This window comes from Kistimonas scapharcae, from assembly GCF_039540975.1.
GTDB classification, from domain to species: domain Bacteria; phylum Pseudomonadota; class Gammaproteobacteria; order Pseudomonadales; family Endozoicomonadaceae; genus Kistimonas; species Kistimonas scapharcae.
In genome coordinates this window covers 93198-110156 of the sequence record NZ_BAABFL010000081.1, presented here as the reverse complement: position 1 = coordinate 110156, position 16959 = coordinate 93198, and the positions used below count along the sequence as shown (strand labels likewise).

Sequence of the window (16959 nt, the reverse complement as noted above, 5' to 3'; positions counted from 1 at the left end):
GCTTAATCCCGACAGATCTTCAGCTGATCAACTTAAGAAAGCGGCTTGAGTTGGGGCGACAACTATGTTGACAAACACCGTAACTGATAACCGTCGTTTGACTAATTCCAAAAACAAGGCCTATATCCCTGGCGCCAGAGCCATTAATAACCATTTTTATTTAGTTCACTCGTGAGTACTGGGCTTGTTGGCATTATAGATGGACTCAAGCTGGAAGCTTTTTCCACAGCTACGGCACAGATAGTGTTGCTTACCTGAGGGTGCTTTACCGTTTTTACAATCCCATCTATGGGATCATAGTGTACACATACAACTTCAACTACAGCCATAGGAAAATGAGCGGAATATCAGTAAAACCTGCTCATGAAATATACGGCGTCAACGCATCTGATTCAGGACCATTAATTATATTTCTATAATAGAAGATGATAAGTTTTTCTATAGGCTTCCGCTATTTTTTTTTGAGAATGCTTTTTTAAACTAAATCCTGAAATCATGTCTTTTTTTTCTTCCCTAGATATCTCTTTTTTAACAACCTCAGCTAGACAATTAAAATCAATCGACTGGCATTTCGTCCCTAACATTGGATCACAAAGCAAATCTTTCATCCCGCCAATATCAAATGTAATGCATGGTGTACCACAAGATAAAGATTCAACTACAGTATTCGGCAAATTATCTTGCAAAGATGGAGCAATAAAAATATTTGCAGAATTATACAATAAACATAAACTGAAATCGTCGTTCAAACGCCCCATATAATGTGTAATGATACCCGTTTCTTCTTCTGCTTCCCCATGGCTAGCACCAAAAATAATTAATTCCAGATTGTCAGCTTTACCCTCGCTTTTTAGCTTCTGCAAGGCCGGAATTAACAAGTGATACCCCTTACGAGGATCCGATGTACTTGACATAGCACCAAATAGCAATAGTTTTTTTTCCGGTGGTAGTCCAAGCACACTCCGTGCTAACTCTGTTGGCAAAGCTTTATACCTATTATGATCAATGCAATTACTAATTACCTGAATTGAATGACGAGAAAAAAGTGTGCTTTTTTTAGCGCAATCACCAAGCCAATGACTGGGGGTTACAATATGAAAGCTCTTATTTGCCCATGCCTTTTTCTTTCTATGAAATACCCATCGGTCCAGATCGAATCCTTTATGGTGGGAATGGCGACTTTCTGCAGTGTAACCTGCGAGATACCGTTCTGACGGAAGGTCATCATCGTAATGTTCACAACCACTGAAGGGCCACATATCATGTAATGTCCAAACAACCGGTTGCTTTAAGCGAGCTATCTCACTGATTGAAAGCATTTCGCCACCCAGCCAATGTAGGTTTATGATGTCTGGGCCTATTCTTTGAATGTCCTTTAGCAAACCCGAAGGAAAGAGGTTGAGTGAATGATGAACTGAATTTGTACTTTTCTGTAACCGTAATATTCGTTGGGCAATGAAAGACGCCACTTTGATGCGTAGCTTTCTATAACCATTGACCGTATGAACGAATGGGTCATCAGAGCATTTATTGATGACCAGCATATAACTGTCCATCCCCTCACTGCGTTGGGCGCAGTGAAGTCGATAGGCTGCACGTGCTGCACCACCATCAAGATCGCTATAACACAAGTGCAGGATCTTCATGCATTAAACTCCTGCAATTTTGCTAATAATTGAGGCTCAAATAGCAGGTTTTCCTTGGTTATTGATTGTGCTAACGGTGCATCCAAAGCTTTTTCTATCGCAGTGGTAAAAGTATCAACATCCAGATCTGTCATCGCCAGTAAAGGGGCTCCAAAACGTTCAGCTAAAGAGCGAACCTTACCTTTACCAAGAGTGTAGTCGAGGCCTACAGCGTTAATGCCTAGCCCAAGACCAAAGACCAATGAGTGAAAGCGCATAGCAAGCAAGGCATCAGCATTACGAAATTCTTTACAGTAATCTATTGGAGGCAGCTCAGGCCCCAACAGAGAATAATCAAGTGCATCAGCTAGTTGGTGTTGGTTACGGAAAAGACGTCGATAGAACCAGCGATCATCGGAGCCAAAGTGGTTGGTACACATTGGAAGAGGCCTAATCACAAGGTCTGGTCGTTGAGCGACCAATTTGGTTAACCCATCAATAACCACTTGCTCATAGTTGTTCTTAATTGCTAAGGCTGCTTTCTCCGGTATATGGCGTGCATACTCTCGATATGGGAAATCACGCAATCCAAGCAGTAATATCTGTTTTTCAGTGCGCTTTTGTTGCTTAGGTAGCTGGTCAGATACAGTGGCCAACCAAGTGAATGCGGGGTCTTCGGCTACCGCATCCAGGGTTGTGTCAGTACCTATCTGTTCTGCATAGTCACGTGAACGAGCATCACGGTATACACGGATATCCGATAATTGAAGAATCCTCGAAATGCTATGGTTATGCCAAGTTTCTCCCAGAGGTCCGACGCCACAACCTGCAACTATAGTACATGCCTTACCTGATTTTGCCCGCTCAAAAATTGCTTGCATAGGTGCCAATGAATCGATTGCCATTAGCGGCCCTCCGCCAAATACTACATAGTCCATATGATTAGCTAAACCAACTCCATCTTCAGGAGGAACAATTCGAGCACCGTGGAGCTCTGGCATCTGGCCCCGTGTCATTTCACTGATATAGGGGTAAAGTGCAACAATAGTGAATTGGACATCGTTACCAAGGTGTTGACGCAGGGTGTGTATAACACCACCAATGATACCTTTATCTCCCAATGTTTCTGTACCATACCAGCCACAGATAAGCACTTGCTTAACAGTTTTATTGGCTTGATTGATACATTCAGGCTGTTCAATGAAGTAATTCAGCAATTTGCGGTAGTAATGTTTATGCCGAAGTCTATTTAGTTGAGAAAAACCAGGTATTTTTCGTAATGTAGCTTTAACTCTCAACTTTTCGTCAATTTGAGAAAACATAAGGCGACGATATTGTGAAGGAGCTGGTATTCCAACATAGTCATGATGGCAATTGGCACATTCCTTATTAATAATCTCTTGAAGATGGGTCTGATTACCAAAATAAGCCTGTATCGGACTCCCTTCAGCAATATTTTTCATCAGGGCATTACTCTTCACCGCACAGTAGGCAAGTTCACCCTTAGCTGTAATGGTTGCACCTCGATGTTGCCAGTCACAGCCAGCCAAGCGTGGTTTGTTATACAGTATCTGGTCAATTAATGAGCGATAAAACAATCGCTGCAACGGGCTTGGTTCATAGTGCTCAATCAGTCCTTCCAAAAATTCGACAAATTCATATTTTTCTTCGAAAGTTAAAGCATAAGGGTCAAGCAAATTCTCAGTATAAAGACGTTGATGGGGTACACCTTGCCGGTACTTGATATAGAGGTTTTGACTAATACAATACTCAAGCAGATCTGCTAAATGAAATACATTTTCTCTAATGACAGTACAACCTATGCGCACATTATCAACGGCGTCAAAACCTGCTAAGAAAGAGAGTACTTTCTTGGCATTCTCAAAGTTACCACTTCGTCCACGAACCTTGTCATGCATGTCACCGAAGCCGTCTAGTGACACCATAACATCAAAGTATTTATTATTTGCCTTAACTAAACGGCCTACTCTGTCAATTTGTTCTATGACTTGTTTATATTTGAAGCCGTTAGTAATAAGCGAGACATGCTGTAGCTTTGGAAGCTTTTTTAATGCCACCTCTACTATTTCATATAAATCTTTACGTAACGTGGGTTCCCCACCATTAAATCCAATACCTTCAACCTCTGAAAAAAGTTCATTACTCAACCCCGTTCGCAGTTGTTCAACAGAAATATCAGTGCCCTGTTTATTTTCCCAGATACGGCACATTTGACACCGAGAATTGCAAATGTCATTAACAGGAAACTGAACTACCGTTGGTTTCTCAAGCCTTTTTTTATTGCTTAAGAAAGAGTTGCTCAGGTGTTTATATATTGATTTTACTTTCATTCAAAAGATTGCTTCTGGAATTAATTAAATGATAAAGATTAAAAGGGGAAAATGCCCTGCACTTCAGAAAGAACATTTGCCTAAGTTCGGGGTGCAGTAAGTCGAAAAAATAGAAAGCAGCACTAAGCCCTAAAACAGTGGATACAGCTGACCCGGTTACACCATATTTAGGAATTAGCAAGTAATTAGCTGTTGCACTAACCCCCAAACCAAATATATTACGTAATAAATTTAGCTTAAGTTTTTTTTCAGCCACTAACCAAGAACCAGATGAAATTCCCATACAAAGGAATATTGCGCCCCACGTGTGAAGCACAATGACACTCGCACTTTGAGAATATTCACCTCCAAATAGTAGGTTTACTATCCAGCTTGCTGACAGGGTAAAAAAACCAGCAACTAATAAAGATAGCATGACTAGTATTGATGTTAAAAGCTGGATACCATCATAGTACTTTTTGTAAGAGACTTTTTTAATATCAAGGAGCTTTGGGAATGTTGCAGAGACAATAGCCGTTGGCAAAAAGTACCAAGCCTCCGTAATTCGAGTTGCTGCTGAATATATGCCAACACTCTCGGAGCCAGCTATAAGTTGTAAAAATATTTGATCAAGGCGCATGAATAGGATAGCACCAAACCCAGCTACGATTTCAGGCCACGACTCTGATACAAGTATTTCGGCACGTTGTTTGTAATCGTTATTAATTCGCCAATTTATTTTTTTCGAATGAACAAAGAAAACATAGAAAAATAGTGCAGTCAAAGCATATTCTAATACTACCAAACCGATAAACCCCAATAGTGTGCCCCCATAAAATACAAAGGCAACTTTGAGCAAAGATGTGATAATAAATGAAGATAACCGACAAATGCTTATTATTCGGAACTCTGATAACCCTTGAGCATAAAAATCAAAAACATCAAACGAAATAAAGAGTAATGATACAAAAATAACAGCCGTATACAATATTTGTTCATCTACTGATATAAAAGCAATGAGAATTATGCTTAGCAATATTAATAATGACACAGCGAGACGCATATAAAAGCAGGAAGCCACTGTAACCTGGCAAAAGTATTTGTCATTTAAGTGGTTTACGACTTCTCTAACAATAAGTCTATTTAGCCCAAGAGAACTTAACACTGTTGCTATGGAAAGCAAGGCAATAGAATAATTCAAACACCCAAAACCGTTGGGCCCCAAGTAACGAGCCAACATTGCGCTAACAGCAACACCAATTACCAGCCTACTTGCTTTTTCAAATATCATCCATAACGCATTAGTAATAATCAAATACTGTCTCCAATGCAAGCATTACTTTATCGCTAATAAATATGAAACCATTATCACTATTAGCGACTAGAAATACTGAAATAAACTTTATAAAGTAATTTTCGTGGAATAATGGTAAAGCTTGGCTTTATATCTATGCTCTGCCAAGTTTTTAGAACCTCACGATTACCTTCGATAATGCTTTTAAAGCCCCGTGTGCTTTCTCCTCCTAAACGCATTTTTACAAGAACATCATCAATATAGGAGAACTTCTTTTTATGTTGAACAGCTGTGCGCACAAGAAAATCATAATCAGCTGATATTTTATAATCCGCTTTAAATGTTCCTACCTCATCATAAACTTCTTTTTTTACAAACGTACTCGGGTGTGGGCACTGCCAGCCATTTGTCCACAATGCTTCAAAACGTTTGTCGCATTTTGGCAGCACCGCACGCCAGCGTCTTTTGATTTTTCGGTCTTTATCTGAAAAATAGGCAAGATTGCCATAAACGATATCGGCATTATCCTGGACAAAGTTCATTTTTACCCGATACAGTACTGTTTCGTCAGAATAGATATCATCAGAGTTTAATATGGCGATGTATTTTCCTTTAGCCTTTAATATGCCTTTGTTCATGGCATCATAAAGCCCTCGATCGGGTTCACTGGTAAAATTGATTCTGCTATCGGTAAAATTCCTGACAATGTTGGCGGTGTTGTCTTTTGAGGCACCATCAATGATTAGATATTCGAAGCTTATATTCTGTTGAGAAAGAACCGAGTTAATGGTTTCTGCTATCGTTTTTTCAGCGTTGTAGCTAACTGTGATGACCGTAAAATCCATAATATCTTCCAGAGCATGAAACAATAAATTTGAAGCAGGGATATCAGGTACCTTTGCCAAACAGCACAGTTGTCACCGTCTTTGCCAGCACCTTCAAATCTAACCACAAGGTCTGGTGCTTGATGTAATACATATCGTATTTATGCTTCCAAACCGCATCTTCTACCGATGCACCATAGGGGTAATAGACTTGCGCATAACCGGTCACACCCGGCCTGACAGCATGACGAAAGCGATAATAGGGTATCTCCTTCTCCAGCAGATCAATAAATACTTCCCGTTCCGGGCGGGGGCCCACCATGGACATCTCGCCTTTTAATACATTGATCAGCTGGGGCAGTTCATCAATCCGGGTTTTGCGGATAATCTTGCCCACGCGTGTAATCCGCATATCATTTTTACTGGCCCACTGGGCACCGTGCTTTTCGGCATCAGCGGCCATAGAACGGAATTTGATCACGGTATATAGCTGGTTAAACAAACCAGTACGCTCTTGCCTGAACAGAACCGGCCCTCTGGATTCGAGTTTGATCAGTAACGCGGTAATCAGGCAGATCGGAATAGCAACAGGCGCTAGAAGAAAGACAAACAGAATATCCACAATCCGCTTGGGGATGGTGTGATGCTTTCTTCTCAGTACCGAGAATTTCTTGCTGTGAATGTAGAAGTCTGAATTCAGCAACCGGACTTCGGTATAGTGGAATCGATTTTCAATCTCTTCCACCAGGCTCTCTACTTTTGCACCATACTTCAGCTTTTTGACCAGAAACTCACGATGGGCAACACTCAGTGCCCTTGTGTAGTAGTGGCATAGGGTTTTCCCTTTCGCTTCAGCTGCCGTCAGGGAATAATCATTCAGGATGTAATTGATTTTTTTCTCTTCCAGCACATAACGCACCAGTGCAATTTTTTCTTTCGGCGTATAGACGTATAGAGGCTGTTCAGTACTGAAGTCGGTTCTACGCCAAATTTTGTTTTCAGGTGACTTAGCTGTGCTTTCGCAATTTATGTGGTACTGAACGCTAGCAAATAACCCACCCTCGCCCAGTACTGCTTCGGGTTTCAGAGTGACATAATCAGATTGCTCCTCATTCTGAAGCCACTGTTCTTCACACCTGACTTTCCTGTTATCAACTGCAAATTCCATAATCACTTTTTTGTTTTTATCTGAATCGTGTGATACCAAACTTTTCTGCACATTAGCTGCGGAATGTTGTTGGGTTAAGTATTGCATTTTCGTACTCATACAATCCATCGATTGTGGACGTAGACAAAGGCGAAGCAAAAGCAGTCAGTGGCTCTAACTAATCAAAAGACACGCTACCGCCCGACGGCTTCATTACGCATTTGCCGCAACTGCGATAGGGGTTATATGTCGTTTGTTTTCGTCTGGCTTTTGCCTGGTGCTCCTGGTTGTCTGACCATTCGGTCAGGTGGGTAATCCTGCCTTAAAAGGCGTGCAAATTATATTGACCTTTTTGACAATCCCTATACGTAAAAAGCCCCAAAACCGTTGTTCCGGTTTTGGGGCTATTCGGGTCAGGCTTCCTTGGAGTGGTAGCCTTCGTAGTCGTAATAGCCCTGGCTGTAGCCGTAGGCGTCTTTCTTGGTCGGGTCGATCTTGTTCAGCACCACACCCGTCAGCGGCGCTTTCGCCTGCAACAGGCGGCCCACGGTGTTCTGGATGGCGCCCACCTGGGCACGGCCCGCCTCAATCACGTACAGCAGCCCATCGCACAACCGGGAGATCATCAGCGCATCGCTGACGTTCTGCACCGGCGGGCAGTCCACCACCACGTATTCGTAATCCTGCTTGAGGGTGGTGATAAGCTTATTGAACGCCTCAGTGGAGAGCAGCTCCTGCGGGTTGGGCGGTACCTGGCCGCAGGGGATGACGTCGATGCCGTCCACCTGGTGCACACATTCCGCTTTCTCCGCCGTTCCTGCCAGCAGGTTAGCCAACCCGGCGGAACCGCCCTTGACGTCGAAGGTTTTGCCCACCGTCGGTCGGCGCAGGTCACAGTCGATGATCAGGGTCTTGCCCAGCTGGCCCAGCGATAACGCCAGGTTCGCCGCCGTGGAGGACTTGCCCTCGCCCGGCATGGTGGAGGTCACCGCGAACAGGCGGTGGTCCTTGTCCAGCGCGGTCAGGTTGATGCTGGTACGGATGGTGCGCACCGCCTCGCCAAAGCCGTGCTGGCTCTTGTCGAGGAACAGTTTCTGCACCTTGCCTTCCAGTGTCTTGTCCGTCAGCTTCGGCAGCACGCCCAGCACCGGCAGGTTGAGCTTGTCCTCCACATCCCGGGTACTGCGGATGGTGTTGTTCAGCATCTCCAGCAGGAATGCCACACCGCTGGACAGCATCAGCCCCAGCAGGGCCGACAGCACGATGATCAGCTTTTTCTTCGGCTTCACCGGCACCTTCGGCGGGAAGGCTTCATCCACGATTCGGGCATTGGCGGTCTGCAAATCACTGGTGGCGCTGGTCTCCTGGATGCGCTTGAAGAAGGCGTCGTACAGGTCCTTGTTGGTGCGCACTTCCCGCTCCAGCGCCCGCAGGCGGAACTGCTTGCGGTTGATCTGCTGCACCTGTTTCTTGGCCAGGGCCACGGCCTCGCTCAAGCTCTGTTCGTTGGCCTTGTCGATCTGGTAGTCCCGCTGCACGCCATCGACGATGTTACGGATCTGGTCGCGGATGTTCTGCTGAATGCTCTGCATTTCACTGCGGGCGGAGATCATCTTCGGGTGCTTCGGCCCGTAACGGCGGGACATATCCATCACCTGCCGCTGCACCTTGGCTTCTTCCTGTTTCAGCCCCTGGATCAGCGGATGCTCCAGCACCGCCTGCAGGGATTCATAATCCCGCGCGGTTTTCAGCGCGCCGGATTTCAGCTGGCGGTTGATGTTCTCGGAAATCGCCAGCTTGCGGCGCACTTCCACCAGGGATTCCGTCAGCGCCTTCAGCTCGTTACTGGAAATGGTCAGCACGCCCTCAAGATCCACCAGGTCTTCTTTCTCGCGATAGTCCTGCAGGTTCACTTCCGCAAGGCGCAGCTTTTCGGAGAGCTCGGTCAACCGGCCCTGCATCCAGCCGGTGGCGCTCAGGGTCAGCGAGAGCTTTGCCTCCATGTAGGATTCGATGTAGGCGCTGGCGATGGCGTTGGCGATCTTCGCCGCCATCTTCGGGTTATCCGAGGTCACGTGGATGCGGACGATCTGGGTTTTTCGCACAGGTTCAATAGTGACGTGTGCATCCAACTGATTGATCGTGTCACGCAGTATCCGCTGCTCTTCATCCTCGTCGGACGGCGTTGCCAGCCCGAACCAGCCGCGCCAGTTCAGCAGCCCGGCATACCAGGGCTTTTCACGCAGCGTGGTGTTGAATTCGGGGTCATCCAGCAGGTTCAGCTTGTTGACGACTTTTTCCAGCACGCTGCGGGATTTCAGCACCTCGAACTGGGTGTTGAGGTAGCTGTCGCCACCGCCATCAATGCCATACATCTCCTCGATGGAGACCACCTTGGCCTGCTCCTGCTCAATCTGCAGCACGGCGGTGGCCTGGTAGATGGGCGTCATGGTGAAGACGACCAACGTCGCCAGTAGCGTCACGGCCAGGGTGAAGCCGGCGATCGCCCAGCGGTAAGTCATCAGGATGTGAACAATCTCCCGAAGGGAGATCACATCGTTGCCCTGCAGCATTTTTGGCAAGGCGGTTGGGTTCGATTCATTCGTCATGGATAGGGTTCTGAAGGGTTGCGGGGCTCGGGAGTTTCTCCGGGGGCACAGGTCAGAAGAAGCTTTCCTTCACGTTGATGATGTCGCCGGGCAATACGGACTCATCCAGCTTCATGGCACGCTCCACCAGCTTGCCCTTCTCTTCGCGGCTGACAATGATGTCCTTGCGCGAGGCGCGCTGAGTGAAGCCACCGGCCAGGGCCACGGCTTTTTCCAGGGTCAGGCCGGGTTCGAAGGAGAATCCGCCAGGGTCTTTCACTTCACCACTGACGAAGAACTTGCGGTATTCGGTGATCGCCACACTGACTTTCGGGTCAATAAAATAATCCCCCGTCAGCTTTTGGGTCAGGAAATTCTGCAACTGGCCCACGGTCTTGCCCTTCACGCGGATCTCCCCCAGGAACGGGTAAGAGATGGTGCCGGCATCGCTCAGGCGGGTCTCCACTTCCATGTCCTCTTCACCGAACACGGTGATCTTGACCTTGTCGCCGGAGTTCAGGCCGTAGCGGGAAAAACTCATATCATCCGCCCTGGCAGTGCCGATCACCGCCAGCATGGCCAGGCTGGCGGCCAGCAATACCAGCAGGGTCTGTCGCATGGCGCGGGTTGCATTGCGCCTTGTCGAAACATACATCCGTAATTACCTCGTAATACTTTCGTCCCATAAAAACGCAGGCCGGGCGATGTTGTCTCCCCCGGCCTGCTGCTTTTATAGGCGACTGTCGCCCGGCGGTTTAGATCGCCAGTTCCGCAGACAGTGTGTAGACGTTGCGGCGGTAGCTGTCGTCGCTTGCGCCAACACCGATGTTGCTCTCGTCACGGTCCGTGTTCTGGTAGCCCAGGGACAGGGTGACGAAACGACGCACTTTCCAGTCAACGGAAACGCCGAAGGTTTTCACCTTGCGGTCTTTCTCGTTGGTGGCCAGGGCGGACTGCACTTCTTCATCGGTGTAGCTGTAGTTCACGTTGGTACCGATGCGGGAGGTCCAGTCGTGCATCCACGCCACCGTGGTGGTGGTGCCCTTGGTGAAGTTCTGCTCGCTCGGCTCGTCGTATTCCAGGCCGTAGTCACGGGTGGTGCTCAGCTGGAACACGGAGTGGTCAACCGGCATGTAGCTCACGCCCACTTCCCAACCGGTGTAGCCTTCCTTGTCGATCTTCTGGTTGTTGCCATCACGCAGGTCGGTTTCACGGTAGCGGCGACCGATCTTGGCGTAACCGGTGGTCTTGGCGGTGGCTTCCCAGTTCAGACCCACCAGGTAACTGGTGATGTCATAGGCGGGGCTCTTGCCCGCGTTGAAACCGGTCAGCTTGCGTTCGTATTCCAGGTCACGCTTCTTGACCTCGAACAGAGCGTCGGTCTTGGGCATCAGGCGATAGAAGAAGGTCGCACCGTATTCCTTGGTCTCACGGTTTTCACCTTCACGGATGCCTCGGGTTTTCTCGTAGTCGCGCTTGTCAATGCTGCCGAACAGGTCAACACGGGCCATGGCGTCCATGGAACCGAAGCCGTACTTCAGGCCACCTTTCTTACGCACGTACTCAGGGGCGTTCTTGTCATCCACGCCGTTCACGGTGGAACCGCTGTCGTGGTACACACCGTAATCCCAGTCCACATCCAGACGGTTGCGGCTGTTGAATTCCTGGTGGATGTCACCGAGGATGCCGTAATCGGTAAAGCCGGCGTCGCTCTCGCTGGTGAAGTTCATGTCCTTGGCAGCCAGGGTTATGGCGTAGGTGCTCAGGCCGGTCTGAGCCTTGAACTCAACGGAGGGATCAATGCTGTAGAAGGAAGAGCCTTTTTTCTTCAGGTCGCCGGAACCTTCACGGAAGACGTTGTCATCGTAACCGATGTCAGTCTTCAGTTGCGGGGTGATGTCGATGCCGTTCCAGCGGATGTGGCCCGGATCTTCGACGGCCGCGACCGCGCTCATGCCGTATCCAGCCATGGCGATCGCCAGGCTGAGCTTGCTTATCCCTTTCATTAAACGTTCTACGCCTTGGGTTGCAGTGTTGTGTGACGGTTGTGAAGGTTATACCGGCCAGAAAAACGACAGCTGTTTTACTGGTGCCGTCGTATAAGTTGACGGCACCGGTATAAAAGTGCGTTGTATTATATAGATACGGTCAATATAATTTCCACCGCTTACTGTGCATTTATAAGAAATTGGTTTAAGGCCGTCCGCTGGTCAGCCTTTAATCAATGTAAGTGTATGGAACGTCAGGAGTAGCCGGAAAACCAGTGTCTTGTATTTATGCAGGCTGGCAGGCTGTCTGAAGAACCCAAAGGAACCCAGATGAAACCATTGAAACTTGTTGCCGCAGCCTGTGCGCTTTCAGCAGCAATGGCGGGTGTCGCGCAGGCGGATCTCGCCGCGGACATGGCCACCATGTCACCGGCCGATGCGCTTGCCAAGGCCACCGTGGATCAAACCGTCTCCATAGAGGCACTGATCGCTGACGCTGCCGCCCAGCTGAAAGACAACCCTGCCCTGCTGTCCGCCCTGGTGGGAGAAGCCGTCAAGGCCTACCCGGACCAGGCTGCCGCCATCGTCCAGGTAGCCGTGAGCCAGGCGCCTGCCCAACAGACCGCCATCACCAGCGCCGCCATCGCCCAGCTGCAGGACAACCCTGACGCACAGGACGCGGTAAATCAGGCCGCCAATGACGCTGCCCAGCAGGTCGTTGACAACCAGACCCAGAACCAGACACAGGAAGCCCAGGTACAGGAAACGGCACCGACTCCACCGCCGCCCCCGCCTGCCCGTCCTTCCACGCCTGACAAGCCACCGGTGGTCAGCCCGAACTGATCAGCAACAGGCAACAACAGCAGAAAACGCCCACCCTCCAGACGTGGGCGTTTTTATTTGAAGGGTGAATACGGGGATCGTGCCTGCATGCCCTGACAGGATGTCCCGGCCCGAAAAACTATGGTAATGTGTCGCAGGCTGAAAGCTCCTGCCAATACGCATCAACAATGCACGGCAGGGCCTGATCATACTGCAGATGCCTTTTATTCCCTGGGTTTGACACCTTCTGGGGTTATCGTTTTACGCTCGCGTTTTTATTGTCTTTGTTGACATATTCCCCGCTTTCCGGGGGTTCAGTGGCCTTGAATCACAACCTGCATAATGTGTGATTCAAGGCCGCCTTCACGATACGGCTCACCACCCACAGGACGATTGCCGGCGACGGTTCTAACGCGCAGAGGGATTGAACACGCTGAAATCAAGCCCGTGTTTTTGGGGGTTGGCGAACGCATCCTCTGCCCGACGCAAGGCATCGGACAGCACCGTGCTACCGGGATGGTCAGTGATACTGAAATCAAGCAGCGATACTTTCACGGTGCCCAACGTAACAGGCTCCATCAGATCATCTCCCCACGTCCTCACCGTCCAGTCGAGTGCAAACTCCCCCTTGCCGTCAGCGTAATGACCACCCACATAGGGATGCAAGCTGATATGCCTCAGGGCATAAAGCACAAAGCCCAGATCCATTTCGTTAGCACGGGCAATGTCAATCCCACTGCGCATACGAGTGCTGGGCACAATCGCCTCATACCCTTCAACCGGGCGCTCAAGGGTTTCTGTCGCGCCTTCTTTACTGTTTTTTATATGCGCTTTAGTGGCTTCAAGATCACTGATCTGTTCACCGATGTTTTTCTTTTCTGCGCTGGATGCCGTCGCATAGGCTTTTTTCAGGTCCTTGATCTGGGTGTCGATATCACGGGCCTTCCGCGCAATATCCATATCTTCTGACATGATGCGTTTCAGTTTTTCGATATCATTGTCCGCAACGAGGCGGACCAATTCCTCATTGCGCTTAAAGGGCATTGCACGCATTTTTTTGTGGATGTAGTAGCAGGGCTCGTCCTGCGATTCCGGAATCCAGTCATTCACGCCCAACGTGCCGCTGAATTTCCAGAACCCGCCGAGACCGATAATGGGATTTTTGGCGCGTAAGCCATCCTCCCGCTCAACCACGCCATCCATGGAAAATGACGATAACTCTTTGGCCAGCTCCCCGATAGGCACCCCCTGCATCAGCATGAAGTGGTCCTGTAACGGCAGCTTCCCGCCCGACGCCCTGCATGCACCGACAAGCAGCGCTTCCCTGATCAGGTGCCGGAGTTGTGTACCCGGGAAAAAAACCGGTGACCGGTCAGTCTTGGGACCAAGCCGGGGAAGGCGCTGAAGATCCTTTGAGCCTGTCGTGCTGGCAAAATTGTCTTCCGGCCTGTTGACGGCCAGCGCCGAGACCGCTGTTGTGTAGCCCCGGAAATAGATGGCACGACGCCTGTTGTTGAGATTAAGCATAAAACGACTTCAATCCGAAAGATTAACGATCTGAAAAAATGACACGCCGGATTTTTTCGACAGGAACCGCCTCGACGGCCTTGCAGGCATTATGGTTGCTCCAGTACGGGGCGGTGACCGGCAAATACCGTGTACGGGCAACCGGTATATTGATGCCATTATCGTTAAACCATGAGACCGGCAGGTTCCTGGCAACGCCCCCTCCGCCATCAATGCACGAAAGATCATCATCAATGGCCCTGGCATAGACACCCTGCACCGTTCCGCTTCCGGCGTTGCTGTTAACACCAACCCGGGAGCAATAAAATGCGGTCAGCGCCCCGATATGATCGACATCCCCGACACCATGGAACACGAGGTATGGAGCATGGCAGGCATTCCACCTGTTCAGGCGGTTTCGCTCAGGCCCGCCATTGATGTTCACCTTCCGGTATACGTTTTCACCATGCCTGTTGATTTTTATGGGTGCCAGCAGGCTTTCATGCAATAACGTCCCATGCCGCATTCGACCAACAGAGTGCCGTGTCTGCGCCGTGATGGTCTGTTCAGGTGTCACACCAAACGCCATGGCGCTGGCATGGTAAAAACCATGTTCGTTCCAGAGCAGCAGTTCCTTAAGCATCCCAAGCGCTTTTTCAGGACAACCGGTATGCCTGAAACATAGGGCGGACAACAGCCCATCCAGGTGCAGGGCATGTCGCCGCAAGGTGACGGGTGAACCGGTTTCAAACACCAGTTCAAAGGGGGTTAAAGCCATGCGACTATCTCCTGAACACGCCGTGGCGGCGGGCTGCATGCCTCGCTCTCAAAATACGCTGCATGGGTAAAGCTGTGCATGAAGCGCTCAGGTATCACCCCCGTGAGATTATGTTGTCTGCCGGGACCGATCCGGGGATCGGCACAATACGCCGTTATGCAATCCCCGGAATCCCTGATGCCCCGACCGATCAACCCTTGCTTGAATTTTCTGAGGGCACGTTCCCTCACCCGGCTGTAGAGCACCCTGATCGCCATTTGCCGACTGCGACCCTGTTCCAGGTAACCGGCAATGAACGTACTTTCCATGACAGCGCTGGGCGGTTGCACAGGGATTCGGGTGACCATGATATTTTTCAGCAGCTGAGCACCTCCCGGCCCCCGTATACTGACCCCCTCCCAGGCGGACGGCGTGACAATCGACCGGATATCACCGGCCTGGAGCTGCCTGATCAATACATCGAGCCGCGTTCCCGCCTGATGAAAGCCAATATCATGGCGGTGCTCAAGCAAAGACCGCAGCTCCTCCACTTCCAGAAAGGAGGGACACAGGCAGAGCGTGGCGCCCTGGTCGGTGCATGCCGCCAGCATTCTTGCGGTGTAACCCAGCCAGTCCGGATTGTAGGGGGCATCCTCACCATCACGGCACGCATAAAAAGGCTTGGCTACAGCACCGGCAAGCACAAAGGCAATTCTGCCATAGTCCCCGGGGGCGAATTGACCCACAAATTTCACATCCGGGTCTTTGATGCCCAGGGTCGATCGAATGGGAGTAAACCGCTCCCTGCCATGTTTGCCGGAAACGGCCAGGGTGCCACTGGTCAACAGTACGGACACCGGCGGCTGATAATCACCAATCCCCCTGAGATAAGTGCTGAAGTTTAACGCGGCAAACGGGTTGTCTGTGGCAATGCTCCCCTTGCGGTGAACGGGTGACCACGCAATACAGCTGGCGCGTGATTTATCGCCAAGCGTTTTCTTTATGGACTTGTACAACCCGATAATGGCGGTGAGTTTTTCATATTGAACCTCATTATCCGCAGAGATGGATTTGGCCAATGGTTTAAGGCGAACCCGTGCCATCTCGGCAACGGCGTGGAACCTCGCGCCGGCATTGAGGGGCAACTCCTTTGTCAGTACGCAGGTTTTTTCATGGTAAAGCAGGCCGAGTTCATCGAGAACAACCTGCAGCTCGGTGAGCGCCTGGCAAGCCGCCTTGATATCCGCTTTTTTCCAGTTTTGCGTATTGCCAATCTCTGTGATGATGCGCGCGATTCTTGTTGGTGAGCTGCGCAATCTGAAAATGCTCTCTGCCGCATCGGCAATGCGATCCGCTTCATCGGCGACAACATGGGTGAAGGGCATTGAAGCGTCCGAACCGAAAATACTCACCCCCCTGGCAAACAACATCGTTACCGTGTGCGAGGTCAATACGATGTCAGCTTTGGTGGCAGCCTCACAGTCAGAGAGATACCAGCGGGCATCCTCGCGACTGCAATGCTCTGTCAGTGAGACGGACGACTCCAGGGATTCAATAGCCGACAGGCTTTCCGGGCCTGTCCCGTATTTTGTGTAGACATGCTCGCCATATCGCCTGGTCACCAGGTCATACCAACCCAACAACCGCTCTTTGCACCTGGCATCCGCAGTCCGTTCAGCCAGAGAGAGCACCCTGCCTGCAGACACGTACTGCGACCGCCCCAGCCGGGTGACAATCGTCACCGGCCTGAGATCAAGGGCATCAAGCACCCGGTTAATCACGTTTGCATCTGATTTGAGCTGATGCATCAAATGCACCGTATAGGTCGATATCAGGCACCGGCATTTCCCCGGTTTCATGGCGATGTGTATGGCTACGGGCAGGAGATAAGCGAGGCTTTTTCCTATTCCCGTCTCACCTTCCAGCATGCTGACAGCCACGGTCTTGCCATCCAGCCACTCCGCCACGCTCATGGCATACCGGTGCTGCTGCTCCCGGTAGTCCATGCTGAAATCACGGACAAGGATTCCGCCAGCGCGGAATACCTGATCGACAGCATGGGCGAGGTCAGACATGCC

Annotated in this window: 12 protein-coding genes and 1 pseudogene; 1 reads left to right on the top strand and 12 read right to left on the bottom strand. The window is 49.9% G+C overall.

Annotated elements, in window-relative coordinates; genetic code table 11:
* Positions 1-165 precede the first annotated feature (165 nt).
* From ABD892_RS27040 to ABD892_RS04965, 9 genes and pseudogenes are all read right to left on the bottom strand, one after another.
* Positions 166-273, bottom strand: a pseudogene (locus ABD892_RS27040) (IS1/IS1595 family N-terminal zinc-binding domain-containing protein); the annotation flags it as partial.
* 140 nt (positions 274-413) lie between these two features.
* Entirely contained in the window at positions 414-1646 is a 1233-nt protein-coding gene (locus ABD892_RS05000; RefSeq protein ID WP_345194285.1) for a glycosyltransferase, read from the bottom strand.
* Positions 1643-3976: a polysaccharide pyruvyl transferase family protein gene (locus tag ABD892_RS04995; protein WP_345194284.1), complete on the bottom strand. Its 2334-nt coding sequence runs from the start codon at positions 3974-3976 to the stop codon at positions 1643-1645. Before ABD892_RS04995 ends, ABD892_RS05000 begins: the two co-directional genes overlap by 4 nt.
* The gene (locus ABD892_RS04990; protein WP_345194282.1) at positions 3954-5270 is read right to left on the bottom strand and encodes a flippase; all 1317 of its coding nucleotides are present in this window, start codon (positions 5268-5270) and stop codon (positions 3954-3956) included. The genes ABD892_RS04995 and ABD892_RS04990 overlap by 23 nt, the downstream gene beginning before the upstream one ends.
* A gap of 59 nt (positions 5271-5329) precedes the next feature.
* Positions 5330-6154, bottom strand: a complete 825-nt coding sequence (locus tag ABD892_RS04985; protein WP_345194281.1) for a glycosyltransferase family 2 protein — start codon at positions 6152-6154, stop codon at positions 5330-5332.
* The gene (locus tag ABD892_RS04980) at positions 6138-7241 is read right to left on the bottom strand and encodes a sugar transferase (RefSeq protein WP_345194279.1); all 1104 of its coding nucleotides are present in this window, start codon (positions 7239-7241) and stop codon (positions 6138-6140) included. The genes ABD892_RS04985 and ABD892_RS04980 overlap by 17 nt, the downstream gene beginning before the upstream one ends.
* 392 nt (positions 7242-7633) lie before the next feature.
* Positions 7634-9829 (bottom strand): GumC family protein, encoded by a 2196-nt coding sequence (locus ABD892_RS04975; RefSeq protein WP_345194278.1) that lies wholly within the window; start codon positions 9827-9829, stop codon positions 7634-7636.
* 52 nt (positions 9830-9881) lie between these two features.
* Positions 9882-10463 (bottom strand): polysaccharide biosynthesis/export family protein, encoded by a 582-nt coding sequence (locus ABD892_RS04970; protein WP_345194277.1) that lies wholly within the window; start codon positions 10461-10463, stop codon positions 9882-9884.
* A 100-nt stretch (positions 10464-10563) separates the two neighbouring features.
* Complete coding sequence (locus ABD892_RS04965) at positions 10564-11814, bottom strand: hypothetical protein (protein WP_345194275.1); 1251 nt, start codon at positions 11812-11814, stop codon at positions 10564-10566.
* 312 nt (positions 11815-12126) lie between these two features.
* Here ABD892_RS04965 and ABD892_RS04960 point away from each other — a divergent pair, with 312 nt between their 5' ends.
* Entirely contained in the window at positions 12127-12639 is a 513-nt protein-coding gene (locus ABD892_RS04960) for a hypothetical protein (RefSeq protein WP_345194274.1), read from the top strand.
* Between the two features lie 387 nt (positions 12640-13026).
* Here the strand turns inward: ABD892_RS04960 and ABD892_RS04955 are convergent, their stop codons facing one another.
* The 3 genes from ABD892_RS04955 to ABD892_RS04945 are packed head-to-tail and all read right to left on the bottom strand — an operon-like array spanning position 13027 to position 16956.
* Entirely contained in the window at positions 13027-14145 is a 1119-nt protein-coding gene (locus ABD892_RS04955; protein ID WP_345194273.1) for a hypothetical protein, read from the bottom strand.
* Positions 14146-14167: 22 nt separating this feature from the next.
* Positions 14168-14902 (bottom strand): hypothetical protein, encoded by a 735-nt coding sequence (locus ABD892_RS04950; protein ID WP_345194272.1) that lies wholly within the window; start codon positions 14900-14902, stop codon positions 14168-14170.
* Positions 14893-16956, bottom strand: a complete 2064-nt coding sequence (locus ABD892_RS04945; protein WP_345194271.1) for a DEAD/DEAH box helicase — start codon at positions 16954-16956, stop codon at positions 14893-14895. The genes ABD892_RS04950 and ABD892_RS04945 overlap by 10 nt, the downstream gene beginning before the upstream one ends.
* Between the last annotated feature and the right edge of the window lie 3 nt (positions 16957-16959).